Source organism: Lentzea sokolovensis, from assembly GCF_033949975.1.
Lineage (GTDB): Bacteria > Actinomycetota > Actinomycetes > Mycobacteriales > Pseudonocardiaceae > Lentzea > Lentzea sokolovensis.
Genome location: NZ_JAXAVU010000004.1, coordinates 968,492 through 993,213 on the forward strand (window position 1 = coordinate 968,492; position 24,722 = coordinate 993,213).

Below are 24,722 nucleotides of genomic sequence, written 5' to 3' on the forward strand. Positions count from 1 at the left end.
TCCGTTGCGCCGCAACCTGTTGCCAGGACCCGACAGTATACGTAACACCATTGACGTCACACGTCATACGAGTTACGTTCGCGTTGTTCTTGGGCCGGCCGGGACGCCGGTCCTCCCGTCCACGGGGACCCGTCCGCACGCCCTGTTCCACGGTGCCGCCGCCGCGAAGTCCTCCGTCCCGCCGGGGTGTTCCCCGGCGGACTCGACGAATCCGACCGTCCACACAGGACACGAGCTGTCCCGTCCGCCGCAGCGGGAGAGGTGATCAGGCCACACCCACCAGGAGGTCACTTGTCCACGTCCTCGTTCCCCGCTGTGCGCGGGCGGATCGCACTCGCCGCCTCCGCGGCGGTGATCGCCTCCCTAGCCCTCGCTCCCCCCGCCTCCGCGGCCACCACGACCCTCCACGCCTCTCCCTCGGGCACCGGCACGGCCTGCTCCGCCGCGGCGCCGTGCTCGTTGACCGGCGCACAGGCCGCGGTGCGGTCCCTCAACACATCGATGTCCGGTGACATCGTGGTGGAGCTGGCCGGCGGGACCTACCGGCTCACCGCGCCGTTCCGGCTCACCGCGGCGGACTCCGGCGGCAACGGGTACCGCGTGCGCTGGCAGGCGGCCCCGTCGGCGCGTCCCGTCATCAGCGGCGCCAGGGCGGTCACCGGGTGGTCGCTGGCCGACGCCGGCAAGAACATCTGGCGGGCCAACGTCGGCACCGGTGCCGAAAGCCGCCAGCTGTACGTCAACGGCGCTGTCGCGACCCGCGCGCGGACCCAGGTGAACCGCGCCGACTTCACGTTCACCGACACCGGCATGCGCTTCTCGAACAGTGCGCTGAACTACCTGAACAACCTGGCGAACCAGAACCGCGTCGAGGTGGAGAGCGTCAACTCGTTCACCGACCGCTACTCGCCGGTGCAGAGCATCGCCGGGAACTTCCTCACGATGCAGCAACCCGCGTGGAACAACAACACCTTCGGCTACGACACGCTCAGCAAACCGCACCGGGCCGGGCCCCTGTACCTGGCGAACGCGTACGAGTTCCTCGACGCGCAGGGCGAGTGGTACGTCAACCCCGGCGCGGGCGCGCTCTACTACATCCCGCTCGCCGGGCAGAACATGAGCAACGTCAACGTGGAACTGCCGGTGCTGCAGTCGCTGGTCAACGTCGGCGGCACCTACGACGCTCCGGCGCGCGACATCACGTTCGGCGGCATCACCTTCACCGGTACCTCGTGGCTCGGCCCCAGCAGCAACCAGGGATTCGCCGACCAGCAGACCGGCGCCTACATGGCGGGCAACCAGAACTGGCCCGCCGACCGGATCAACTCGTGCCAGCAGGGTTGCGCGCAGTTCGAGGCGGTGCGGCCGCACTGGTCCCAGATGCCCGCGGCGGTCCAGGTCTCGGCGGCGAGCGGCATCACCTTCACCGACTCGCAGTTCGTCAACCTCGGCCAGACCGCGATCGGCATCGGCAACGACGCCAACGCGCACGCCAGCGGTGTGGGACTGGGCGCGTCCGGCATCACGATCACCAGGTCGGAGATCGCCCGCAACTCGGCGGGCGGCGTCGTGGTCGGTGGCGTGCGCGCCGACGCGCACCACCCGAGCGACCAGCGGATGGTCAACCGGGACATCACGGTCAGCCACAACCGCATCCACGACCTCGCCGTCGAGTACCGCGGCAACGTGTCGGTGCTCAACACCTACGTCGCCACGGCGACCGTGTCCCACAACGAGATCTACAACATGCCGTACTCCGGCCTGTCCCTCGGATACGGCTGGGGCGCCAACGACGCGGGTGGCAGCAACCACTACGCCAACCGCGGTCTGTACAACTACCAGCCGCGGTACTCCACTCCCACCACCGCGTCGAACAACAAGCTCATCAACAACTACGTCCACGACGTGATGCAGCAGATGACCGACGGCGGCTGCATCTACACGCTCGGCTGGAACCCGAACGCGGAGATCAGCGGCAACCACTGCCTGCGCACCAACGGGTGGTTCGGGCTCTACTTCGACGAGGGCTCCAAGTACTACCGCGCGACCGGCAACGTCTTCTCCTCCACCGGAACCTGGGCCACCGCCAACTACTGGGGCGGCGAGAACATGGGCAACTGGACGCTCACCGGCAACTGGTCGACCAACAACAGCACCAACGTGACCAACGGCGACCGCGGCAACGTGGTCAACGGCAACGTCGTGGTCTCAGGCGGAAACTGGCCGTCCGGTGCGCAGGCCGTCATCGCCAACGCCGGACCGGGCGGCAGCGGGGGCGGCGGCCGCGAGAACGTCACGGTCGTCGGAAGCCAGTCGAGTCGCTGCCTCGACGTCGCCGGCACCGGCAACAACACCCAGGCAAGGCTCTGGGACTGCAACGGCGGCGCGAACCAGCGCTGGAACCACACGGCGAGCAGGCAACTCACCGTGCAGGGCAAGTGTCTCGACGCCAGCGGCGGAGGAACCGCCAACGGCACCGCGGCGATCCTCTGGGACTGCCACGGCGGCGTGAACCAACAGTGGAACGTCAACGCCGACGGCACCATCACCGGTGCGCAGTCGGGGCTGTGTCTCGATGCCAGCGGCAACGGCACCGCGAACGGCACGCTCATCCACCTCTGGGCCTGCCACGGCGGGACGAACCAGCAGTGGAGCCTGCGCGGCTGAGCACAGCCAGTGGTGTGGCTTGGAAGGTTGCCGGGTGAGTTCGCGGGCAGACGGGTGCGTCGCGGCGCCGCGAGGCGCTCCCCTGAGCGTGAATCGCCCAACCATCCTTCCGAGCCACACCACCAGGTCCCCGCACCGGCCGGTGCGGGGACCCGTCCACGTCACCTCAGGAGCAGGCGACGCCGTTCAGCACCGCTGACGAGAACGGAGGCGTGCCACCGTTGTAGTTCGCGTTGAACCCGATGCTCAGCTGCGCACCGGCGCCCAGCGAGCCGTTCCAGGACGTGTTCGCCACGCGGACCTCGTCGCCCGTGTCGGTCCACGTCCCGTTCCAGCCCTGCGTGACGGACACGCCGGGAGCGGAGAACGAGAACGTCCAGCCGTTGATCGCCTGGCCGCGGTTCTCGATCACGATCTCGCCGGTGTAGCCGCCCTGCCACTGGCTGACGACGCGGTGGGTCGCCTTGCAGCCGCCGCCGGGGTTGCCGCCACTCGTGGTGGTGGTCGTCGTGGTGGTCGTGGTGGTCGTCGTCGTGGTGATCGGACCCGCCGCCATCGCGAGTTCGTAGGCGCGCTGCGGCACGAACTGACCGGCCGGCGCGATGCAGCCGTCGGACTCACCCGGCAGCTTGACCCACAGGAACGCCTCGATCTTCGAGTCGCCCGTGTTCGTCGTGCTGGGCGTGCCGATCGCGCGTCCCGCCGGGTCGCACCACTCGCTGCCGGCCGGGCCGTTGCCGTTGCGACTCGTGTCGACCACGGCCTTGAGACGGCTGTCGCCGACGGCGTTGAGCACGTTCTTGGCGAAGTTGACCGAGTCGGACGTGGAACGGTAGTTCGACACGTTCGTCGAGATGCCGTCGGCGCTGTTGGAGATGTCCGCGGCGCGCAACCGGTTCGCGGCCTCGGACGGGCTCAGCCACGCGGAGTGCCCGATGTCGAAGTACACCTTCGCCTGCCCGGAGCCGGACTTGAGCTTCTTGCCGGCGTAGGCCATGGACGCTCTGGTCTGGTTCTGCTGGTCCGCGTTCTGGCAGCTGGTCATCAGCGGCAGCACGTCCGGCTCGAGCACGATCGTCGCCGGACGCCCGGCCAGTCCCGCGGCCACCTCGTCCACCCACGCCCGGTAGGCCTCGTGGGAGGAGGCACCGCCGCCGCTGGCTCCTCCGCAGTCGCGGTTGGGGATGTTGTAGACCACCAGGATCGGGATCTTGCCGGCGGAGGCCGCCGCGCCGACGAACGAGCTGATCTCCGACCGCACCGTCGAGGTGTTGGTCGTGGTGTACCAGCGCGCCTGCGGAACCGACGCGATGCGGTCGCGGATGACCGCCGCGCGCGAGTCTCCCGGGTTGGAGGCGACCCACCTGGCACCGGAGCTCGACGGGTCGACGTAGAACGCCGACTCCGCCGCGTTGACGGCCGTGCCGCCGCTGACCACCAGGGCGGTGACCCCGGCGACGAGCGCGGACGCGAACAGGCACGCGCCCGCCGCCCGCCTCCTCGGTGCCGTCGTGACTTCTCGGGACGGAACAGTTGCTGACATTCAGGTCCTCGCAGCGTCGTTGCCATGGGGAAAAGGGGGACGATGCGTGAGAGCGCTCTCACAGGCAGTGCGCGAAACGTGCGGCGCACAGCCGAGCACTCGGTCCGTCTCGGACCGGCATCGCGGAAAAGCGAATACGAGTTCGGGCCAACGTAGCCTCGGAACACCAGTCCGTCAACGCTAAAAATGTTAGCGCTAACTTTAGCAGAATGCGGTTTCAATGCCGTTCGACGGTCGTGTTCAAACGATTTGACGTTCAGACTGGGAGCGCTCCCCTACATTTGTGCGCCGATCGAGTCAACCTGCTGTCGAATTCGACAGTGCGTTCTTGTGAGCGTGAACATGGAGCTGAGACACTCCTTGTCGCTCAAGGGATCCGGCACTGGCGCACCGGACCCCGCGAGCTGCCCCTGCCCGTCACACCCCGCAACGGGTGTTCCTGCGAAAGCGTGAATGATGAGACTGACATCGAAGTCAGCGGCTCTGATCCCGATCATTGCCACGGCCGCGACAGTGGTAATCGGCGCCACCCTGATCGCACCTCCCGTCGCGAACGCGGCGACCACCCTCGGCGCGGCCGCCCAGCAGAGCGGTCGTTACTTCGGCACCGCAGTCGCCGCGGGCAGACTCGGTGACTCGACCTACACCGGGATCCTGAACCGCGAGTTCGACATGGTCACGGCCGAGAACGAGATGAAGATGGACGCGACCGAGCCGAACCAGAACCAGTTCAGCTACGGCAACGGCGACCGGATCCTGAACCAGGCCCGCAACCAGGGAAAGCGGGTCCGCGGGCACGCACTGGCGTGGCACTCGCAGCAGCCCGGCTGGATGCAGAACATGTCCGGCACGGCGCTGCGCAACGCGATGCTGAACCACGTCACGCAGGTCGCGACCTACTACCGCGGCAAGATCTACGCCTGGGACGTCGTCAACGAGGCCTTCGCCGACGGCAGCAGCGGCGGACGTCGCGACTCCAACCTCCAGCGCACCGGCAACGACTGGATCGAGGCCGCCTTCCGCGCGGCACGGGCGGCCGACCCGGGCGCGAAGCTCTGCTACAACGACTACAACACCGACGACTGGTCGCACGCCAAGACCCAGGGCGTGTACCGGATGGTGCAGGACTTCAAGTCCCGCGGCGTGCCGATCGACTGCGTCGGCTTCCAGTCCCACTTCAACTCGCAGAGCCCGGTTCCCTCCAACTACCAGACCACCCTGCAGAACTTCGCCAACCTCGGCGTGGACGTGCAGATCACCGAACTGGACATCGAGGGCTCCGGTAGTTCCCAGGCGTCGAACTACGACCGCGTGACGCGGGCATGCCTCGCCGTGACGCGGTGCACCGGCATCACCGTGTGGGGCATCCGCGACACCGACTCGTGGCGCGCCTCCGGCACCCCGTTGTTGTTCGACGGCAACGGCAACAAGAAGGCCGCCTACACCTCGGTCCTCAACGCGCTCAACGCGGGTGGTCCCGGCCCGACGACGTCCACCACGACGACGACCACGACCACCACGAGCAACGATCCGGGTACCGGCGGCTGCACGGCGTCGGTGTCGCTGAACCAGTGGAACGGTGGTTTCGTCGCGACGATCAAGGTGACGGCCGGCTCCAGCGCCCTGCGCGGCTGGAGGGTCACCACCACGCTGTCGAACGGCACGGTCACCAGTTCGTGGAGTGCCAACGGAAGTGGCACCAGCGGAACCGTCAACTGGTCCAACGTGGACTACAACGCCAACGTGCCTGCCGGCCAGTCCACCGAGTTCGGCTTCCAGGGCAACGGCAGCGGATCAGGGCTGAACCCGTCCTGCGCCGCGAGCTGACTCCCGCACCACACGAACGGCAAGCTCCGGCGGACGATCGATCGTCCGCCGGAGCGGCCCTGCCCCGGGAGACGACAATGGTCACGAGAAGAAGGCTTTGGACGAGCATCGCCCTGGTGGTGGGCACGATCCTGACGGTGGTCTCGCCGGTAAGAGCGGACAACCCGATCGTGCAGCACATCTACACCGCCGACCCCGCGCCGTTGGTCCACAACGGACGGGTCTATCTCTACACCGGGCACGACGAGGACGGCTCGACCTGGTTCACCATGAAGGAGTGGCGGGTCTGGTCCTCGGCCGACATGGTGAACTGGACCGACCACGGCTCTCCCCTGAACCTCGCCTCGTTCAGCTGGGCGAAGCAGGACGCGTGGGCGGGCCAGGCCGTGGAACGCAACGGCAAGTTCTACTGGTACGTCCCCGTGGTCACGAAGGCCACCGGACGCCCGGCCATCGGGGTCGCCGTCGCCGACAGCCCCACCGGCCCGTTCCGCGACGCCCTCGGCCGTCCCCTGGTGGAGAACGGCGAGATCGACCCCACCGTCATGATCGACGACGGCGGTCAGGCGTACCTGTACTGGGGCAACCCCAACCTCTCCTACGTCCGCCTCAACACGGACATGATCTCCTACTCCGGCGGCATCAACAGGATCGCGCTCACCACGGCGGGCTTCGGCACTCGCACCGGTGACCCCAACCGGCCCACCCTCTACGAGGAGGGTCCCTGGGTCTACAAGCGCAACGGCCTGTACTACAACGTCTACGCGGCCAAGTGCTGCTCGGAGTTCATCGCCTACTCCACCTCCCCAGGACCGACGGGGCCGTGGACCTACCGCGGCACGGTGATGTCCACGCAGGGCAGCAGTTTCACCAACCACCCCGGCATCATCGACTTCAAGGGCGGCTCGTACTTCTTCTACCACAACGGCGCCCTGCCCGGCGGTGGCGGCTTCACCCGCTCCGTCGCCGTCGAGAAGTTCACCTACAACGCCGACGGCACCATCCCGTCCCTCACCATGACGACGGCAGGACCACCGGCGGCGGACACGCTCAACCCCTATGCGCGCCAGGAAGCCGAGACCATCGCGTGGGGCAACGGCATCGAGACCGAGGCCTCCAGCGAAGGCGGCATGAACGTCGGCTTCATCAACAACGGTGACAACATCAAGGTGAAGAACGTCGCGTTCGGCAACGGCGCCTCGACGTTCACCGCCCGCGTCTCGTCGACCGTCGCGGGAAGCTCCGTCGAGGTGCGCAGCGGTAGCCCGACCGGCGCTCTCGCGGGCACCTGCTCCGTGCCCAACACCGGCGGCTGGCAGACGTGGACCACGGTCTCCTGCCCGGTGAACGGGCTGACCGGCACACGTGATCTCTACCTGAGGTTCAGCGGTGGCGGCGGTTATCTGCTCAACATGAACTGGTGGCAGTTCACCGGGGGGAGCTCGTCATGAGCAACGTGAATCCCAGCGGCCGGACAGGCCTCGACGGGCTCAGTCTCGTCGGCATCATCGCGGCCGTGCTGGTGCTGATCGCGGCGGTCGCGCTCTCACTGGTGCCCCAGCCGGCCCAGGCCGCGTCCCTGGTGCGGGTCACGAACTTCGGCACGAACCCGACCGGCCTGAACATGTACGTCTACGCGCCGGACCGGCTCGCGGAACGCCCCGCGCTGCTCGTGATGGTGCACTACTGCACGGGTACCGCGAGCGCGGTGCACAACGGCGGCGGGCGCGACTACGTGACCGCCGCGGACCGAAACGGGTACGTGATCATCTACCCGGAGGCGACGCGGGACGGGCGCTGCTTCGACGTGTCGACCCAGAACGCGTTGCGGCGCAACGGAGGCAGCGACTCCACCGGAATCATGTCGATGGTGTCGTACGCGCGGCAGCGCTACAACGTGGACCCGGAGCGCATCGTCGTCTCCGGCATCTCGTCCGGCGCGATGATGACCAACGTGCTGGCCGCCGAGTACCCGGACGTGTTCAGCGCCGGCGCGGCCTTCGCCGGTGTTCCGGCGGGCTGCTTCGCGACGACGGACGGGTCGATGTGGAACAGCCAGTGCTCTGGCGGGAACCTGCTGAAGACCCCGCAGCAGTGGGGTGACCAGGCGAGGGCGATGTACCCCGGCTACACCGGCCGCTACCCGCGGATGCAGCTGTGGCACGGCACCGCCGACACGACGCTGGCGTACCCGAACTTCGGTGAGGCGCTCGACCAGTGGACGAACCTGCACGGGGTGAGCAGGACGCCGACGTTCACCGACCAGCCCCAGTCGAACTGGACCCGCACCCGTTACGGCACCGGCACGCCGGCCGTCGTCGAGGGGATCAGCGCCCAGGGCACCGGCCACGACGTGCCGACCGCGGGAATGGTCGCGCAGGCCATCACCTTCCTCGGCCTGGACCGCCCACCGACGACGACAACCACCACAACGACCACGACAACCACGACGACGACCACCACGACACCGCCGCCGTCCCAGGGCTGCTCGGTCAAGGTCGTGGTCAACGCCTGGAACACCGGCCTGACCGAGACGATCACCATCACCAACACGTCCTCGGCACCGGTGAACGGCTGGACGCTGCAGTTCACGCTGCCCGGCGGACAGACCGTCACGGGCGGCTGGAGCGCCACCTACTCCCCCGCCACCGGCCAGGTGACGGCCAGGAACGTGGACTACAACGCGCAGATCCAGCCCTCAGCGCAGGTGTCGATCGGCTTCCAGGCCACGCACACGGGCAACAGCGCACCCGCGGACGGCTTCACGCTCAACGGCGTGCGTTGCGCCGTGGCCTGACCGCGCACACCACTGGAGGACCGGCATGTCCGAACTGAACCGCCGGCAGCTCATGAAGCTCAGCGCGGGAGTCGCGCTGACGCAGGCGGGGTGGATCGCGAGCCCCGCCTCCGCGGACGTGCGCGCACCCGGCGACCTCTCGCTCTGGTACGGCGGACCAGCCGGGAGTGACTGGTTGCGCGCACTTCCGATCGGCAACGGGCGGCTCGGCGCGATGGTGTTCGGCAACACCGACACCGAACGCCTTCAGCTCAACGAGGACACGGTCTGGGCGGGCGGGCCGCACGACTACACCAACCCGCGTGGCGCCGGGGCTCTCGCCGAGATCCGGCGGCTCGTGTTCGCCGGCCAGTGGACGCAGGCGCAGTCGCTGATCGACCAGACCATGCTCGGCAGTCCCGCCGGGCAGCTGGCCTACCAGCCGGTCGGCGACCTGCGCCTGACGTTCCCCTCCGCGACCGCGTCGTCCTACCAGCGGTCGCTCGACCTCACCACGGCGACGACGGTGGTGACCTACACGGCGAACAACGTGCGCCACCAGCGCGAGGTGTTCGCCAGCGCGCCGGACCAGGTGATCGTGATGCGCCTGACGGCCCAGACGCCCGGCTCGATCTCGTTCACCGCGTCGTTCGGCTCACCGCAGCGCACGACCACGTCCACAGTGGACGGCACGACGATCGGGCTGGACGGGATCTCCGGCACGCAACGCGGCATCGCGGGCACCGTCCGGTTCCTCGCGCTCGCCAGGGCGGTCGCCGACGGCGGCACCGTCAGCAGCTCCGGCGGGACGTTGCGCGTCACCGGCGCGAACGCGGTGACGGTGCTGATCTCCATCGGCAGCGGCTACGTCGACTTCCGCACGGTCAACGGGGACTACCAGGGCATCGCCCGCGCTCGCCTGAACGCGGTGCAGGGCATCGGCTTCGACACCCTGCGAGCCCGGCACGTCGCGGACTACCAGGCGTTGTTCGGGCGCGTGTCACTCGACCTCGGGCGGACGGCGGCGGCCGACCAGCCGACCGACGTCCGGATCTCCCGGCACGCGAGCACGAGCGACCCGCAGTTCGCGGCGCTGCTCTTCCAGTACGGCCGCTACCTGCTGATCTCGTCGTCGCGCCCCGGCACGCAACCGGCGAACCTGCAGGGCATCTGGAACGACCAGATGGCGCCTTCGTGGGACTCGAAGTACACCATCAACGCGAACCTGCCGATGAACTACTGGCCGGCGGACACCACCAACCTCGGCGAGTGCCTCCAGCCGGTGTTCCGCATGATCAACGACCTGACCGTCACCGGGGCGCGCACCGCGCAGTTGCAGTACAACGCGCGCGGCTGGGTCACCCACCACAACACCGACGCCTGGCGCGGTTCCTCGGTCGTCGACTTCGCCGCCGCGGGCATGTGGCAGACCGGCGGGGCGTGGCTCTCGACGCTGGTCTGGGACCACTACCTGTTCACCGGCGACCTCGACTTCCTGCGCACGTACTACCCGGCGCTGAAGGGCTGCGCGCAGTTCTTCCTGGACACGCTCGTCACCGAACCGAGCCTGGGCTACCTCGTCACCAACCCGTCGAACTCGCCGGAGCTCAACCACCACACGAACGCCAGCGTCTGCGCCGGGCCGACGATGGACGTGCAGATCCTGCGCGACCTGTTCGACGGCTGTGCGAGCGCCTCCGAGGTGCTCGGCGTCGACGCCGACTTCCGCACCCGGGTGCGCACCGCGCGGCAGCGGCTGGCGCCGACGAGGGTCGGGTCGCGGGGCAACGTGATGGAGTGGTTGTACGACTGGACCGAGACCGAGCGCAACCACCGGCACGTCTCGCACCTGTACGGCCTGCACCCGAGCAACCAGATCACCAAGCGCGGCACTCCCCAGCTGCACGCCGCGGCCCTGCGCACCCTGGAACTGCGGGGTGACGCGGGCACCGGGTGGTCGCTCGCCTGGAAGATCAATTTCTGGGCGCGGCTGGAGGAGGGTGCCAGGGCGCACGACCTCCTCCGGTCCCTGGTGACGACCGACCGCCTCGCGCCCAACATGTTCGACCTGCACCCGCCGTTCCAGATCGACGGCAACTTCGGCGCCACCTCCGGCGTCGCGGAAATGCTGCTGCACAGCCACAACGGCGAACTGCACGTGCTGCCCGCGCTGCCACCGGCCTGGTCCGCCGGCAGTTTCGCGGGGCTGCGCGGGCGTGGTGGGCACACCGTCGGCGCGACCTGGGGGGCCGACGGTGCCACCACCCTGTCCGTGAAGCCGGACCGCGACGGCACGGTGAGGATCCGCAACCGGGTCTTCGCCGGCACGTTCGAGCTGCGCGACACGACGAACGGTGCCGTGGTCGAGCACACCAAGCCGGAAGCGGACGTCGTCACGTTCTCCGTCCAACGTGGACACACCTATCGCGTGACGGGTCAGGCTTCGGGTCCAGGTGTGCGGCCTGGCGTCCACTACCGGCTCGTCGCACGGCACAGCGGGAAGTACGCCGACGTCAGCGGTGGGTCCACCGCGGCAGGAGCGTTGCTGCAGCAGTGGTCCGCGACCAGCGGGCTGAACCAGCAGTTCGACTTCCTGGACTCCGGCAGCGGCTACTACCGCGTCCGGGCCCGGCACAGCGGGCTGGTGCTGCAGGTCGCGAGCTCCAGCAGCGGCGCGGACATCACCCAGCAGCCCGACACCGGTGCGACGAGCCAGCAGTGGCAGGTCGTCGACCACGGTGGCGGCGTGATCAGCCTGGTCAACCGGCAGAGCGGGCTCGCCGTGGACGTCTGGGAGGCGTCGGCCGCCGACGGCGCCCGGCTGTCCCAGTGGAGTCCGACCGGCTCCACCAACCAGCGGTTCCAACTCCAGCAAGCCTGATGAGCGAAGGGACGACGATGTTCCACCTGCACAAGGGGTTCTGCCATGTCGCGGCATAGGGCCGTGCTCGCGGCGGCCGTCGCGAGCGCCGTGGCCTTCCTGGGCGCGGCGGGGATCGCGCTGGGCGGCCAGGCCGCCGGGGAGACCGGCACGGCGGCGGCGACGGCGGGGTGCGGCAAGCCGCCGGCACTGACGAGCGGCCAGCACACGATCAACAGCGGTGGCCAGAACCGCTCGTACATCCTGCGGCTGCCGACCAACTACGACAGCAACCGCCAGTACCGGCTGTTCGTCGGCTTCCACTGGCGGGGCGGCACCGCGAACGACGTCGACTCCGGTGGCACCGACGGCTACAACTGGTCCTACTACGGGTTGCGACGGCTCGCCGACGCCGAGAACAACGGCACGATCTTCGTGGCACCGCAGGGCAACGGCAACGGCTGGGCCAACCCCGGCGGTCAGGATCTGAGGTTCGTCGACGACCTGGTCAAACTCCTCGACAACGGGCTGTGCATCGACACGACCCAGCGGTTCGCCGGTGGCTTCAGCTACGGCGGCGGCATGTCGTACGCGGTGGCCTGCGCCCGCGCCAACGTCTTCCGCGCCGTGGTCGCCTACTCGGGCGCGCAGCTCAGTGGTTGCGACGGCGGCAACCAGCCCATCGGGTACATGGGCATCCACGGTGTGAGCGACAACGTGCTCGGCATCGGACTGGGCCGCGGCCTGCGCGACACGTTCGTGCGCAACAACGGCTGCACCCCGCAGAACGCTCCCGAGCCCGCGGCGGGCAGCCGCCGGCACATCGTCACGAACTACAGCGGCTGCCGGGCGGGGTATCCCGTGGTGTGGGCCGCGTTCGACGGCGGACACACGCCCGGCCCGATCGACTCGGGCGGCGACGGCTGGCGGACCTGGACGTCCGGTGAGGCGTGGAAGTTCCTCACCCAGTTCGCGGGCGGCGGCGGCCCGACGAGCACCACCACGACGACCACGACCACCACGACCACCTCGCCTCCCGGCGGCGCGGCCTGCCGCGTCGGCAACGTGATCAGCGCCTGGAACAACGGCCTGACGTCGAACATCACCATCACCAACACCGGTTCCTCACCGATCAGCGGATGGTCGCTGGTCTTCACCCTGCCCGGCGGGCAGACGATCACGTCCGGCTGGAGCGCCACCTACTCCCCCGCCTCCGGGCAGGTGACCGCGAAGAACGTCCAGTACAACGGCGACATCGCGCCGAACGCGTCGATCACCGTCGGCTTCCAGGCCACGCACACCGGCAACAACTCGGCGCCGGCCTCGTACAGCCTCAACGGCAACACGTGCTCAGTCGCCTGACCGTCACTACAGGGAGCGCGAACAAACCCATGCACCAGCACAAGAAGTGGTGGCTCACCGCGGTGGCCGTCGCCGCACTCGTCCTCTCCGGCGTCAGCACCGGCACCGCTGCCGCCGGCCCGCAGACACCTCTCGCCGCGACCCCGGGCTGCGGCAAGGCCCCGACCCTGCGCAGCGGCACGCAGACCATCCAGAGCGGGGGCAAGAGCCGGTCGTTCGTCCTGAGCGTCCCGGACAACTACGACAACACCCGGCAGTACCGCCTGGTCTTCGGCTTCCACTGGTGGGGCGGCACGATGAACGACGTCGCCTCCGGCGGCAGCGACGGCGACGTCTACGCCCACTACGGACTCCGGCGGCTGGCGAACAACAGCGCGATCTTCGTGGCACCGCAGGGCATCGGCAACGGCTGGGCCAACTCCGGCGGCGAGGACGTCACGTTCGTCGACGACATGCGCAGCCGGATCGAGAACGACCTCTGCGTCGACACGACGCAGCGCTTCGCTCTCGGCTTCAGCTACGGCGGCGCGATGAGCATCTCGCTCGCGTGCTCGCGGCCGACCGTCTTCCGCGCGATCGCGGCCATCGCGAGCCCCGGCGAGATCAGCGGATGCGCGGGCGGCACCGCGCCCGTCGCGTTCATGGGGATCCACGGCAACGGCGACAACATCGGCTCCGGCCGCGGCCAGCGGGACAGGTGGGTCCGCAACAACGGCTGCCAGCCTCAGAACGCACCGGAACCGTCGGCAGGCAGCCGCACGCACATCACCACCACCTACGCGGGCTGCCGGGCCGGGTATCCGGTGGTGTGGGCACCGTTCGACGGAGGTCACCAGCAGGGACCGGTGGACGGCTGCGCCGGTTGTGAGAGCGGAGCCCGCAGCTGGGTGAAGACCGAGGTTTGGAAGTTCTTCACCGGCGACACCACTCCCGCCCCGACCACGTTCCGGCTGCGCGGCGAGGCCTCCGGTCGCTGCCTGGACGTCAGCGGCGCCAGTTCGGCCAACGGCGCCCCGATGGTCGTGTGGGACTGCCACACCAACGCCAACCAGCAGTTCACCCGCACCGGCCAGACCCTGCAGGTCCTGGGCAAGTGCCTGGACGCCCCCGCGAACGCCACCGCGGGCACCGCAGTGCGACTCTGGGACTGCCAGGGCGGCGCGAACCAGCAGTGGAACGTCAACGCCAACGGCACGATAGGCAACGCCCAGACCGGGCTGTGCCTCGACGTCAACGGCGCCGGCACCGCCAACGGCACGACCGCGATCGTGTGGACGTGCCACGCAGGCGCGAACCAGCGCTGGTCGCAGGTGTAGGCCGCGTCCCGCGGGCCTCGTTCGACGTGACTCACGGGCGAGCGGCCCGGAGGCGGTGCCGCCGAGACGACCTCATACGGGCGTGTCTGGTCGTTCGGCGGTGCCGCCGCCGGGTCCCTCGCCCGTGGCCGTCGTTGACGAGGCCGCGGGACGTCGTTCGGCCGAACGGAGGGCTTTCGCCGACCTGGAGCCGGCGAAAGCCCTCTCACCGTGAGCGCCTGCGCCAGATCCCTCGTTCATCACCACCGCGAACGGTCGGTCGGAGACCCTCTCGTCTTGCCGCGGCAAGCCCTCCTCCGGCGCGGCCACGTCTGGCCCCGACCCACCGCCCGGTCGTTTCAGCGGTGCCGCCCCCAGGCCACTCATCCGTGACCATCGTGAACGAGACCCGCTCGACCCCGTTCGACCGAACGAGACCGCTCTCCTCAGCGCCGCAAACCCTCCGCCAGCACCGCGATCGCGTCCGGCCCGGTCCGGCAGCAGCCGCCGACCAACCGGGCACCACCGTCGACCCACCCCTCGGCCAACGCGGCGAAGCCGGCCCCGTCCCCCGACCACGACCGCGCCGCCGCGTCCCACTGCTCACCGCTGTTCGGGTACACCACGACCGGCAGCCCGCTCACCCGGCGCGCCACGGCGACCGCGTTCGCCACGTCCTGCGGTGCGCAGCAGTTCACGCCGACGGCGATGACCTCGTCCACACCGGCCGCGACCGCGAACGCCTCTTCGAGCGGCTGGCCCGCGCAGGTCCGGTCGCCGCGCACGGTGTAGGAGAGCCAGACCGGCACCCCGCCGCCGCGCACCACCTCCAGCACGGCCTCGGCCTCCTCGACGTCGGGAATCGTCTCGATCGCGAGCACGTCCGGGCTCGCCTCGCAGAGCGTCGAGATGCGAGGCGCGTGGAAGCCGATCAGCTCCTGCCGGCTCAGGCCGTAGCGGCCGCGGTACTCCGAGCCGTCCGCCAGCACCGCGCCGTACGGGCCCACCGACGCCGCGACCCAGCGCGTTCCGTCCACTTCGGACGCGGCGGAGCGGGCGAGCTCCACGCTGGACCGCAGCAGCCGTGCCGTCTCCGCCTCGCTGATGCCGCGGTCGGCGAAACCCGAGAAACTCGCCTGGTAGCTCGCGGTGATGGCCACCTCGGCGCCCGCCCGGTAGTAGGCGAGGTGCGCGGCGCGCACGGCGTCCGGGTCGGTGAGCAGCAACCGGGCCGACCAGAGCTCGTCGGACAGGTCGTGCCCGGCGAGTTCCAGGGCCGTCGACATCCCGCCGTCGAGCACGACCGCCCCGCGCGCCAAAGCCTCTGCCAGTTCCACCCCGGCGAGTCTACGGCCGCCGAACGCAAGGGGAGGGGTGCGCGACGGCCGCTCCGCCGTGGTGTCGCGCACCCCTCCGGGACGATCTTCGGGGGCCTCCGCGTGTGCGCGCCGCATTTCCGCACGCGCGGAGGCCGTCCCAGTGACCGCCCGCATTGCCCCGGCCCGCCGACGGCGGGCCGGTCAGCCTGTCGCGCCGCGGTGTGCGGCGTGGTCCGGCGTGCTCGCCCGGCGGGAGAGCCTGGGCGGCAACAACATCAGCGGCGGTGGCTGCTTGCCCTCCAGCTTGGCGACGAGCAGGTCGACGGCGTGCCTGCCGAGCTCCTCCGCGGGCAGGCGCACCGAGGTGAGCAGCGGTGAGGTCTGCTCGGCCAGCTCGTCCGGGCAGATCGCGACCACCGCCACGTCGCCGGGGACCTGCCGGCCGGCCGCACGCAGGCAGGTGGTGATCCAGCCGAGCGCCGCCTCGTTGTGCACGACGAGCGCTGTCATGGACGGGTGTGCGCGGATCAGGGCCTTGGTCGCCCTGAGCACCGAGTCGTGGTCGCCCTCGACGGCCAGCGCCGTCGCGGCGACTCCCCTGCGCATCGCGGCCGCGCTGAACCCGTTCATGGTGCGGTGGGCGAAACCGGTGCTGCGCCGGTAGACGGCACTCGGCGCGCCGAGGAAGCCGATGGACCGGTGACCCAGGTCGGCGAGGTGGTCGACGCACTTCGCGCCCGCGGCCTCGAAGTCCAGGTCCACGCAGGTGAGTCCGCGCGCGGCCGCCGGGTGTCCGATGAGGACGGACGGTTTGGACAGCTGCCGCAGCAGCGGCACGCGGTCGTCGTCCATCTCCACGTCCATCACGAGGAACCCGTCGACCTGGGCGCTGTTCGCGGCTCGGCGCAGGCCTGCCGCGCCGTCGTCCGCGGTCATGAGCAGCAGGTCCATGTCGTAACGGCGGGCGGTCGTCACCGCGGCGGTGACGAAGCGCATCACCGCGGGCAGGTGGGTGCCCGCCCGCAGCGGGAGCACCAGCCCGATCACGTTCGTCCGGCCCGCCGACATCGTGCGGTCCGAGGCGTGCGGCTGGTAGCCCAACGCCCTGATGCTCTCGCGGACTCTCGACTTCGTGTCCGCGGAGATCGACCGCTTGCCCGTGAGGACGTAGGAGACCGTGCTCGGGGCTACCCCGGCGTGCCTTGCGACGTCGGCGATGGTGACCACACAGCCTCCTTTCGCGCTTGCGCTCAGTGAGCGTGTCGACACCATAGGGAGCACCTTCTGATGACATCAAGGGTTATGTGTGCGTTAACATTGCGCAATTCGGGTGGTCCAGACGAATTCCGCACTGTCTGGAAACTTGCCCGACAGAAACCGAGGCCAGGTAGGAAGAGCGCGCCCACACGGCGCGGCCCCGAACGACAGGGCCGGCCGCATGGGCACGTTCACATCCAGTTGCTCACAGCGCCGGGTAGGCGTTGCGCATGAGCTCCTGGAACTGGGCGGAGAACCACTTGCCGGAAAGCGGGGCGTTCCCCAGCGATCCCGACATGTTGTTGCCGTTGCGCACGTTCCCGGTGTAGGTCGGGTCGCACATCCGGTCGAAGCCCTTGCCCTCGTTGTTCGGGATCTCCTCGCTCGCGCCGTCGGACTCGCCAGGAGGCTTCACCCACACGTACGCGTCGATACCCGACTCCGGTGCCGCCTTCGGACGCTCACCGAGGCCCGCACCCGACTGGTTGCACCAGTTGCCGAGGTGGATGCGGCGGTCGATCTTGCCGCCGTTGACGTAGGCGTCGACGCCGGTCGTCGGGCCGGGGCCCGTCGGCCGGGCGCTGCCGCCCCAGCCGTTGCGGCTGGTGTCGATCAGCATGCCGACGTTGGCGTCGAAGCCCGCCTGCACGGCCCGCTGCCGGAACGCCTGCGCGTAGGACAGCTCGTCGACGTAGCGGTTCCAGTCCACCCACTTCGACTGGCGCACCGACGTGCCGTTCACCGAGTCCTCGATCTTGAAGTAGGGCTCCTTCAACGCGCCGTAGTTCGCGGTGTTGGCGATGAAGCCCTGCACGTTCGCCTTCGTGCTGCCGGAGGCGTTCGCCGCCTGGAACAGCAGCTCGGCGGTGGCGCCGAAGTTGTCGTCCCAGCCGATCCAGCCGTGGTGGCCGATGTCGAGGTAGTTGTAGACGTTCGGCACCGCACCCAGCTTCGCGAGCGCGTAGCCGACACCGGTGACGTAGTTGCCGTTCGCCTTCATCACGTCGCACGCCGCCACAGCGGTCGGGCGCGGCGTCACGTTGGTGACCAGGTTCGGGAGGGAGTCGATCTCCACCGTCGTGACGATCCGCAGGCCGGCGTACGCGGGCCTGGCGAGGATCGCCGCGATCGGGTCGATGTACTCCGACTTGTAGCGGTCGATCTCCGTCGCCTTGAGCTCACCGTTGGAGGCGAGCGCCGAGCAGTCGCGACCGGGCAGGTTGTAGATCACCAGCTGGATGACGAGTGGTGAGCCCGCCGCCTGGCGCACCGCCTCGTCCAGGTGTCCGACCAGGCCGCGGGAGTCGGCCGTCCCGGCGATCGCCGCGATGCGGTCCAGCCACACCGCCGTCGGCTGGTTCGCGACCCGGCTGCCGCCCGGTTCCGCGTTCGCCTTGGCCGCCCAGTCAGGGTTGATGTACTGCTTCGCGCCCACGTACGCGTTGTCGACGCGGTTACCCGGGTTCGGGTTGCCGCTCGTCGTCGTGGTGGTCGTGGTGGTCGTCGTGGTGGTGGTCGTCGGCGCACCGGTGCAGACCGTGCCGTTCAAGGTGAACGTCGTCGGGTTCACGTCACCGCTGGCGGCACCGGAACCGTTGAAACCGATGTCGATGGACGCGTTGGTGCCCAGGCTACCGTTCCACGACATGCTCGCCGCCGTCACGTCGGCGCCCGACTGCGTCCAGTTCGCACTCCAGCCCTGCGCCACGCGCTGGCTGCCGGGCAACGCGAACTTCAGCGTCCAGCCGCCCGTCACCGCGTCGCCGAGATTGGTGATCTTCACCGAGGCGCCGAACCCTCCGCCGCCCCAGTTGTTCGCCGTGTAGTCCACACGGCAGCCGGGTGCGGCGCCCGCGGGAGGCGCTGCCAGCGCCACCGCGATCGTCGCCGCGGTGGTGGCGACCACGACTCCCGCCGCGGCCCACCGCCTCTGTCCGTTGAGCTTCATTGCTCCGGATCTCCTGTCTTTCAATGGTGTTTGATCTCCATGAGCGAACACGCCGTGGGCGTGCACTCAAGTCTTTTGAGGCCGAGGTACTCCATGCCGATCGAGCCGGTGAGCGCGAACCCGTCCCCGAAGGCGAGGTCCGGGTCGCCCCGGACCTCGCCGTTCGCGAGCGCCGTCCGCCAGGCCTGTTCCAGGCCCGGCTTGAGGACCAGCAGCCCGAGCCGCTCGTAAGGCGGCTTGGCGCAGGTCCCCCACTCCGCGATGAACGGCGCGTAGACCTTCGACCGCACCGGACCTGCGAAGTCGGTGAAGTCGTTGTCCCGCTTGACGGTCGCGCACTCGTCGGTCAGGTCGTTCAGCCATGCCGCGATGCCGTCGACGCCCCTGCTGAGATCTGGGGTGGGTTCGGCGCGTCCTACGAGGAGGGCGAACGCGACCGAACCCACCACCAGGAGGGCGACCAGGGCCCTCATCACCGGATGGCGCACGCGGATCCGTTGAGCGTGAAGGACGTCGGATCAGCAGGTGTGGACGTCGTCGTGGCGTTGAACCCGAACGTGACCGAACCTCCGGCCGGGATGTCCGCGTTGTACGACACGCCCTTCGCGGTCGCCTGCCCGCTCGCGACGGTGACCGTCGACGACCAGGCCTGCGAGAGCTGTTGTCCGGAAGGGAAGTCCCACACGAGCTGCCACGCGCTGATCGCGCTGGTGCCGCTGTTCGACACCGTCACGTTCGCGGTGAATCCGCCGTTCCACGTGCTCGGCCGCGAGTACGCCACCGAACAGGAACCGGTGCTGCCACCACTCGATGTTCTGACCGCGACGGCCGACGACGCCGAGGAGGTGTTGCCCGCCGAGTCCGTCGCGACCACCGTCAGCGAGTACTGGGTGTCCGCGGTCAGACCCGTGACGGTCACCGAGTTCGTCGCGGAGGTCGCGACCACCTGGCTTCCGTTGTAGACGCGGTAACCCGTCACGCCGATGTTGTCCGTCGACGCGCTCCAGTCCAGTTTCACCGTGCTGCTGGTGACGCTGGACGCGACAGGGGTGCCGGGCGCAGACGGCGCGGTGGTGTCCGGCGTGCCGGTGCCGCCACCGAACACGACGTCCGAACAGCTGTAGAACGCCTCCGGGCTGTCCGAGCGCTGCCAGAGCGAGTAGATGATGTGCCGGCCGGACTTGTTGGGCAGCCGGGCCTGCCAGGCGTACTCGCCGTTCGCCAGCGGCGGGTTCGTCACCTTGTCGAACGGTGCCGACTCCAGGTCGGACCACTTGAGCGGCTTCGTCACGTCGAAGCCGTCCTTGGTGACGTACTGCTCCCACGTGCCGGGGTGCGGCGCCCACGCGTTGTACCGGAAGGTGACCGAGCTGTTCGCCTGCACCTGAGTCGTGGGCCAGTCGGCGCGCGTCAGGTTGTAGGCGGAGTACTTCGTGGTGGGGCCGCAGAGGTTGCCGTCGGGAATGATCTCCCGGTGGCGTCCGGCGGCGTTGCTGATCAGGTTGCCGAACCAGTCCCACAACGGTTGCTTCCCGCCCTGGGCCACCGCGGCGACGCACGCCGGGTTGGTGGGCTGGATGTCTCCGCCGCCACTGCCGGCGCGGCCGTCCTCGTAGCAGAGATAGGTGCGGCTGCCGGGCCAGACCATCGACCCGTGCGCGACAGCCGTGCCACCGGTCTGCACCAACAAGGCGCCGACCGCGGCTGCGACTGCCAGCAACGCTATGCGTTTCCTCATCTCGGGACTCCTCACCCGTAGATCTCGGCGTGCAGGGAGAACGCCGTCGCGATCTCGGCTTGCGCCCAGAAGCGGTGGTAGGTGAACGTCGGTGCCGGTCCACCGGCCAGATAGGACTGCACCTTCGGCCACTGCGGGTCGTTGCGGAACATCGACCGCATCGACAGGAACGACGAGCCCTGCCCGATCTGGTCACCGTTCGGCATCTTCCCGGTCCAGCCCGGCGGCACGTACGGGCCTTCCGCGGTGGAGGTGTTGTAGACGTCGTCGAACCGGTTGTAGTCCGAGCGGGTCTCCGGCGTCGCGATGCCCAGGCTGTCCTGGTGCGAGAGCAACGACGTCAGCAGGGACTCACCCGTGGTCTTGGCCGAGGCGTTGCCCGACCTCGCCGCGTAGTTGAGCAGCACCTTGGCGTACGACGCGGCCACACCGACGTCCTGGTTGTGGTTGAGCACGCTGACCCGCAGGTTCGCGTTCGAGCCGGGGTTGGTGGCGTTCCACGTGTCCGGTGCTCCCGACCACTGCAGGTCGGCCGGGATCTGGAAGTTCGTGCCCGTGGTGGTGTTCGCGATCGCCCACGGCACCCACTTGTCGAGGATCTTCTTGGCCCGCGCGTCCCCGGTCAGCCGGTACAGCGCCGCCGTGCGCTCGATGCCCCACACCTGGAAGCCGAACCACCGGTTGCTCGGCGGGTCGCGCCACACCGGGTGGGCGTCGTAGTACATGCCGTAGAACGTCGGCGTGCCGGCGGGAGGTGAGGCGTACTGGCCCTCCCAGCTGTTCGTGACGCCGCCGGCGAGACCGCCGTCGGCAGACTGCAGCCACTGCAGCATCTCGAGCTGCCTGCTCAGCGACGTCGCCCAGTCCTGCTGCCCGGTGGCGGACAACGGCTTGAGCGCGGGCACGTTCGCGAGAGCGTGTGCCGCCAACGGGTTCTGGTAGCCCTGGTGCGAGGCACCGTCACCGATGCGCCACGCCCAGCCGGCGGACGTGTCGGTCGCGCCGCCCCACGCGTAGTACCAGGACATCAGGTAGTGCGCGCTGTTCTTGCCGGTCGCGCCGGGGCACGACGACGGGCTGCTGCAGTTGCCGATGCGCTTGAAGTACTTGTCGAACATGGCGTACCGCAGGTAGTCGCCCATCTTCGCGGACTTGCCGATCTCACTGGAGATGTCCCCGGCCTTGCCCTGCGCCGTCGCCCACTGCTGGGCGAGCAGCGCCACCTGCACCACGCGGGCGTCCGCGTCCGGCGCGTTGGTGTACTTCCACTGCTTGGCGTAGGACGAGTCCTTGGTGAACAGGTCCAGGAAGCCGTTCGGGCCACCGTGCTTGAACGTGTCGCACGAGGGCTGCGGGATGGTCTCCCACACCGACTCCGACGAGCCGCGCTGGTAGGTGTTGATGTACGCGGGGGCCGTCGTGCCGTCACCGCACCGGCCGAAGCCGTAGGTGTTGTCGACGTCGATGAGCCAGTGCATGCCGTAGACGTCCGAGTTGCCGTACGCGGACTTGAGCTCCGCCGCGATCGGGTCCTGGCCCACGGGAACGGTGCCGTCCAGCGTCGACGGGTAGGCGTCCATCCTCGGGTGCTCGGGCGCGTAGGTGGCCGGCTTCGACGGGTCGTACTTGTCGTTGGTCGGCTGGTCGGCCTTCGCCGGGATGATGTACTTCTCCATCGACGCGAACGCGGACTTGAACGGCGCCCAGTCACCGGTGACCCGGCCGTAGCTCGCCTCCAGCCACAGGTAGTAGCTGAACGCCTCGGACGTGGTCTGGTGACCGTGGTCCGGTGCCTCCACCATCAGCGTCTCGACCGAGTGGTACGGCACGAGCAGGTCGCCGAACTTGCGGAAGTAGCCGCTCGCCGGGTCCTTGATCTTGTTGTACTGGTCGAGGAACGCCTTGTTGAAGTCCGATGTGGACGGATCGATCTCGTTGACCGTGACGCTCGCCGGGCTGTACCCGGTGGCCGACGCCGTGAACGTCGCGGTGCCGAACGCGCCGCCGTTGTTCGCCGACGTCACCGTCACCGTCTGCTTCGCGGTGCCGGAGAACGTGAGCGTCGTGGGGGTCGCCGTCAGGTCGGCGCTGCCGCTGCGGGCGAGCGTGACCGTGACGGGCTGGCTCGGTGCCGTGGCCAGGGAGACGTCGAACGTCGCCGTCTGGCCCTGCTTGACCGAGACCGTGCTCGGCGAGGCCACCACTGCCGGTCCGGACAGGACCTTGACCGCGGCCGGTGCCGAGGCCGCGGTGGCGCCGCGGTTGTCCGTCGCCCGCGCGGTGATGCTGTGGTCACCGGCCGGTGCCGACGTCCACGTGCCGGTGAACGGCGCGCTGGTGTCGGTGGCGATCAGGGTGTCACCCGCGTAGAAGTCGACCTTGGCCACCGTGCCGTCGGTGTCCTGCGCGGTCGCCGCCAGCGGGATCGACGCTGGCAGGGTGTAGCTGCTGCCCGCGGTCGGCGCCGTCAGTGCCACGGATGGTGCCTGGTTGGGGCCGGTGCAGGACACGCCGTTCACGGCGAAGTCCGTCGGTGGCCGGTTCGCCGAGCCCTTGCTGCCGTTGAAGCCGACCTGCGCCGTGGCGCCCGACCCCAGAGTGGGGGCCCAGGCGGGGTTGGTCACGCTCACAACGGCGCCGGTCTGGGTGAAGTTGCCGCTCCAGCCCTGCGTGACGCGCTGGCCGTCCGGGAACGTCCAGGTCAGGTTCCAGCCGTTGAGCGCCTCCCCGTCGTTGCGGATCGACACAGCAGCGCCGAATCCGGTGTTCCACTCGTTGGTGATCTGGTAGTTGACGGTGCAGGCCACCGCGAGTGGTGCGGCGACGGCGGGTACCCCGCCGATCAACACCACCGCCGTGACCGCCAACGCCATTGTTCGTCGAGTCATGCCGCCGCCCTCTCGACAACTGGGAGCGCTCCCAGAGTTCACGGCACTGTAACGTGGAGCACATCGGCCAACTGGCCGCCGGTGCAGCCGATGATCCACCGAAGAGCCCTGGCCCTTGCCCTGAACGGCACAATGACAATTCGTCTGCCGGTTCCTCTTACTGCTCTCTTCGAGTGGAATTCTGGGAGCGGTCCCAGACGAGGGCGGGGGCGCCCACGCCACTTCGGGCGCCCCCTGGTCTCGTCAGCCGCGTCCGGCCCCCGCACCGGCCGTGACCACGCTCTTCACGCTGCTCGCGCCGTCCAGCGGGTACGAGTAGGGAATGCTCTTCACCGAGCCGCCCTGGTCGCCCGTGCCCGAGTTGACGAAGTGGTTGCCGCGCGCCACCAGCGAGCCACCGGGCGAACTGCCCTCACCGCGGTGGAACGGGTCCTCGGTGTTCTCGAAGTAGTTGCCTTCGACCAGGACCCCGGCCTCGACGGTCGACGCGACGCCGTAGTCGGTCACACCGCCGTAATAGTTGTTGTAGACGTGCACCGGGTTGCCGAACCGCACGCGCGGGTGCCGCTGTTGCGTGCCGGCGAACCAGTTGTGGTGGTAGGTCACCCGGAGCTTGCCGCGGTCCTCCGAGCCGTTGTCGTCGCTGTGACCCAGCAGCATCGCCTTGTTGTGGCTGCTGAACTTGTTCCAGGACACCGTGACGTAGTCCGAGGCCCGCTTGACGTCAACCGCTCCGTCGTACCCGCTGGAGAAGGAGTTGTGGTCGATCCACACGCGGGTGGAGTACTGCACGTTGACCGCGTCGTCACCCCAGCTTCGGAAGTTGAGGTTGCGCACGATCACGTTCGAGGCGTTGGCGATGTTCAGGCCCTGCCCGGTGATCGTCGCGGTCGAGCCGACGCCCTCGATGGTCTTGTTCGAGGCGACCTTGGTCATGCTCGACAACGAGATCGTTCCGGAGACCCGGATCACCGCCGCGCCCGACGCCTTGGCGGCCGCGACGAACGCGGACGCCGTGGTGACGGTGACCGGAGAGGCGCTGCCGCCACCCGTCGTGCCACCACCCTGAGTGGCCCAGCCGACCAGCCCGAACGGAGCGGCGGCCGCCTGGGGAACTGATATCGCACCCAGGACCAGCGCGACGGCGGAAATCAATGCTGTGCGCTTTGGAATCATTTACTCGCTCCCAATGAGAGTGAGCGGCGGTAGAACTCACACAACCAGCACGGGACAGGACGGTCA

15 protein-coding genes are annotated in these 24,722 nt (G+C 69.1%); 7 read left to right on the top strand and 8 right to left on the bottom strand.

Going from position 1 to position 24,722, the window contains the following annotated elements; all coding sequences use genetic code 11:
* Window positions 1-291: 291 nt before the first annotated feature.
* Window positions 292-2,667 carry an RICIN domain-containing protein gene (locus tag SK854_RS09840; RefSeq protein WP_319974699.1) on the top strand — a complete coding sequence of 792 codons (2,376 nt, stop codon included), beginning with the start codon at window positions 292-294 and terminating at the stop codon, window positions 2,665-2,667.
* A gap of 166 nt (window positions 2,668-2,833) precedes the next feature.
* Here the strand turns inward: SK854_RS09840 and SK854_RS09845 are convergent, their stop codons facing one another.
* The gene (locus SK854_RS09845) at window positions 2,834-4,210 is read right to left on the bottom strand and encodes a glycoside hydrolase family 6 protein (RefSeq protein WP_319974700.1); all 1,377 of its coding nucleotides are present in this window, start codon (window positions 4,208-4,210) and stop codon (window positions 2,834-2,836) included.
* A gap of 456 nt (window positions 4,211-4,666) precedes the next feature.
* On the opposite strand from SK854_RS09845, the gene SK854_RS09850 reads away from it, so the two are divergent.
* The 6 genes from SK854_RS09850 to SK854_RS09875 all read left to right on the top strand — a co-directional run bounded on the left by SK854_RS09850 (window position 4,667) and on the right by SK854_RS09875 (window position 14,351).
* Window positions 4,667-6,037 (top strand): endo-1,4-beta-xylanase, encoded by a 1,371-nt coding sequence (locus tag SK854_RS09850; RefSeq protein ID WP_319974701.1) that lies wholly within the window; start codon window positions 4,667-4,669, stop codon window positions 6,035-6,037.
* Window positions 6,038-6,114: 77 nt separating this feature from the next.
* Window positions 6,115-7,488 (top strand): glycoside hydrolase family 43 protein, encoded by a 1,374-nt coding sequence (locus SK854_RS09855; RefSeq protein ID WP_319974702.1) that lies wholly within the window; start codon window positions 6,115-6,117, stop codon window positions 7,486-7,488.
* Window positions 7,485-8,834, top strand: coding sequence for an extracellular catalytic domain type 1 short-chain-length polyhydroxyalkanoate depolymerase (locus SK854_RS09860; protein WP_319974703.1), 1,350 nt, complete (start codon window positions 7,485-7,487; stop codon window positions 8,832-8,834). Before SK854_RS09855 ends, SK854_RS09860 begins: the two co-directional genes overlap by 4 nt.
* 25 nt (window positions 8,835-8,859) lie before the next feature.
* Window positions 8,860-11,694 carry a glycosyl hydrolase family 95 catalytic domain-containing protein gene (locus tag SK854_RS09865; RefSeq protein WP_319974704.1) on the top strand — a complete coding sequence of 945 codons (2,835 nt, stop codon included), beginning with the start codon at window positions 8,860-8,862 and terminating at the stop codon, window positions 11,692-11,694.
* A gap of 45 nt (window positions 11,695-11,739) precedes the next feature.
* The gene (locus SK854_RS09870; protein WP_319974705.1) at window positions 11,740-13,035 is read left to right on the top strand and encodes a cellulose binding domain-containing protein; all 1,296 of its coding nucleotides are present in this window, start codon (window positions 11,740-11,742) and stop codon (window positions 13,033-13,035) included.
* A 29-nt stretch (window positions 13,036-13,064) separates the two neighbouring features.
* Entirely contained in the window at window positions 13,065-14,351 is a 1,287-nt protein-coding gene (locus tag SK854_RS09875) for a ricin-type beta-trefoil lectin domain protein (RefSeq protein WP_319974706.1), read from the top strand.
* 425 nt (window positions 14,352-14,776) lie between these two features.
* Here SK854_RS09875 and mmuM read toward each other — a convergent pair whose 3' ends face one another.
* The 7 genes from mmuM to SK854_RS09910 form a co-directional block, all read right to left on the bottom strand.
* The gene (gene mmuM, locus SK854_RS09880; RefSeq protein ID WP_319974707.1) at window positions 14,777-15,667 is read right to left on the bottom strand and encodes a homocysteine S-methyltransferase; all 891 of its coding nucleotides are present in this window, start codon (window positions 15,665-15,667) and stop codon (window positions 14,777-14,779) included.
* Between the two features lie 183 nt (window positions 15,668-15,850).
* Complete coding sequence (locus tag SK854_RS09885) at window positions 15,851-16,876, bottom strand: LacI family DNA-binding transcriptional regulator (protein ID WP_319974708.1); 1,026 nt, start codon at window positions 16,874-16,876, stop codon at window positions 15,851-15,853.
* A 235-nt stretch (window positions 16,877-17,111) separates the two neighbouring features.
* A complete protein-coding gene (locus SK854_RS09890) occupies window positions 17,112-18,854 on the bottom strand; it encodes a glycoside hydrolase family 6 protein (RefSeq protein WP_319974709.1) in 1,743 nt (580 codons plus the stop codon).
* Between the two features lie 20 nt (window positions 18,855-18,874).
* Complete coding sequence (locus SK854_RS09895) at window positions 18,875-19,327, bottom strand: hypothetical protein (protein ID WP_319974710.1); 453 nt, start codon at window positions 19,325-19,327, stop codon at window positions 18,875-18,877.
* Window positions 19,327-20,592, bottom strand: a complete 1,266-nt coding sequence (locus tag SK854_RS09900) for a lytic polysaccharide monooxygenase (protein WP_319974711.1) — start codon at window positions 20,590-20,592, stop codon at window positions 19,327-19,329. The genes SK854_RS09895 and SK854_RS09900 overlap by 1 nt, the downstream gene beginning before the upstream one ends.
* Window positions 20,593-20,603: 11 nt before the next feature.
* Complete coding sequence (locus SK854_RS09905; RefSeq protein ID WP_319974712.1) at window positions 20,604-23,480, bottom strand: glycoside hydrolase family 48 protein; 2,877 nt, start codon at window positions 23,478-23,480, stop codon at window positions 20,604-20,606.
* A 243-nt stretch (window positions 23,481-23,723) separates the two neighbouring features.
* Entirely contained in the window at window positions 23,724-24,656 is a 933-nt protein-coding gene (locus SK854_RS09910; protein WP_319974713.1) for a pectate lyase family protein, read from the bottom strand.
* Window positions 24,657-24,722 lie beyond the last annotated feature (66 nt).

Bases quoted from the DNA above. Each gene is read 5' to 3' on its own strand.
- SK854_RS09845 (WP_319974700.1), bottom strand. From the start codon at position 4,210: ATGTCAGCAACTGTTCCGTCCCGAGAAGTCACGACGGCACCGAGGAGG.
- SK854_RS09850 (WP_319974701.1), top strand. From the start codon at position 4,667: ATGAGACTGACATCGAAGTCAGCGGCTCTGATCCCGATCATTGCCACG.
- SK854_RS09855 (WP_319974702.1), top strand. From the start codon at position 6,115: ATGGTCACGAGAAGAAGGCTTTGGACGAGCATCGCCCTGGTGGTGGGC.
- SK854_RS09860 (WP_319974703.1), top strand. From the start codon at position 7,485: ATGAGCAACGTGAATCCCAGCGGCCGGACAGGCCTCGACGGGCTCAGT.
- SK854_RS09865 (WP_319974704.1), top strand. From the start codon at position 8,860: ATGTCCGAACTGAACCGCCGGCAGCTCATGAAGCTCAGCGCGGGAGTC.
- SK854_RS09870 (WP_319974705.1), top strand. From the start codon at position 11,740: ATGTCGCGGCATAGGGCCGTGCTCGCGGCGGCCGTCGCGAGCGCCGTG.
- SK854_RS09875 (WP_319974706.1), top strand. From the start codon at position 13,065: ATGCACCAGCACAAGAAGTGGTGGCTCACCGCGGTGGCCGTCGCCGCA.
- SK854_RS09890 (WP_319974709.1), bottom strand. From the start codon at position 18,854: ATGAAGCTCAACGGACAGAGGCGGTGGGCCGCGGCGGGAGTCGTGGTC.
- SK854_RS09895 (WP_319974710.1), bottom strand. From the start codon at position 19,327: ATGAGGGCCCTGGTCGCCCTCCTGGTGGTGGGTTCGGTCGCGTTCGCC.
- SK854_RS09900 (WP_319974711.1), bottom strand. From the start codon at position 20,592: ATGAGGAAACGCATAGCGTTGCTGGCAGTCGCAGCCGCGGTCGGCGCC.
- SK854_RS09905 (WP_319974712.1), bottom strand. From the start codon at position 23,480: ATGACTCGACGAACAATGGCGTTGGCGGTCACGGCGGTGGTGTTGATC.
- SK854_RS09910 (WP_319974713.1), bottom strand. From the start codon at position 24,656: ATGATTCCAAAGCGCACAGCATTGATTTCCGCCGTCGCGCTGGTCCTG.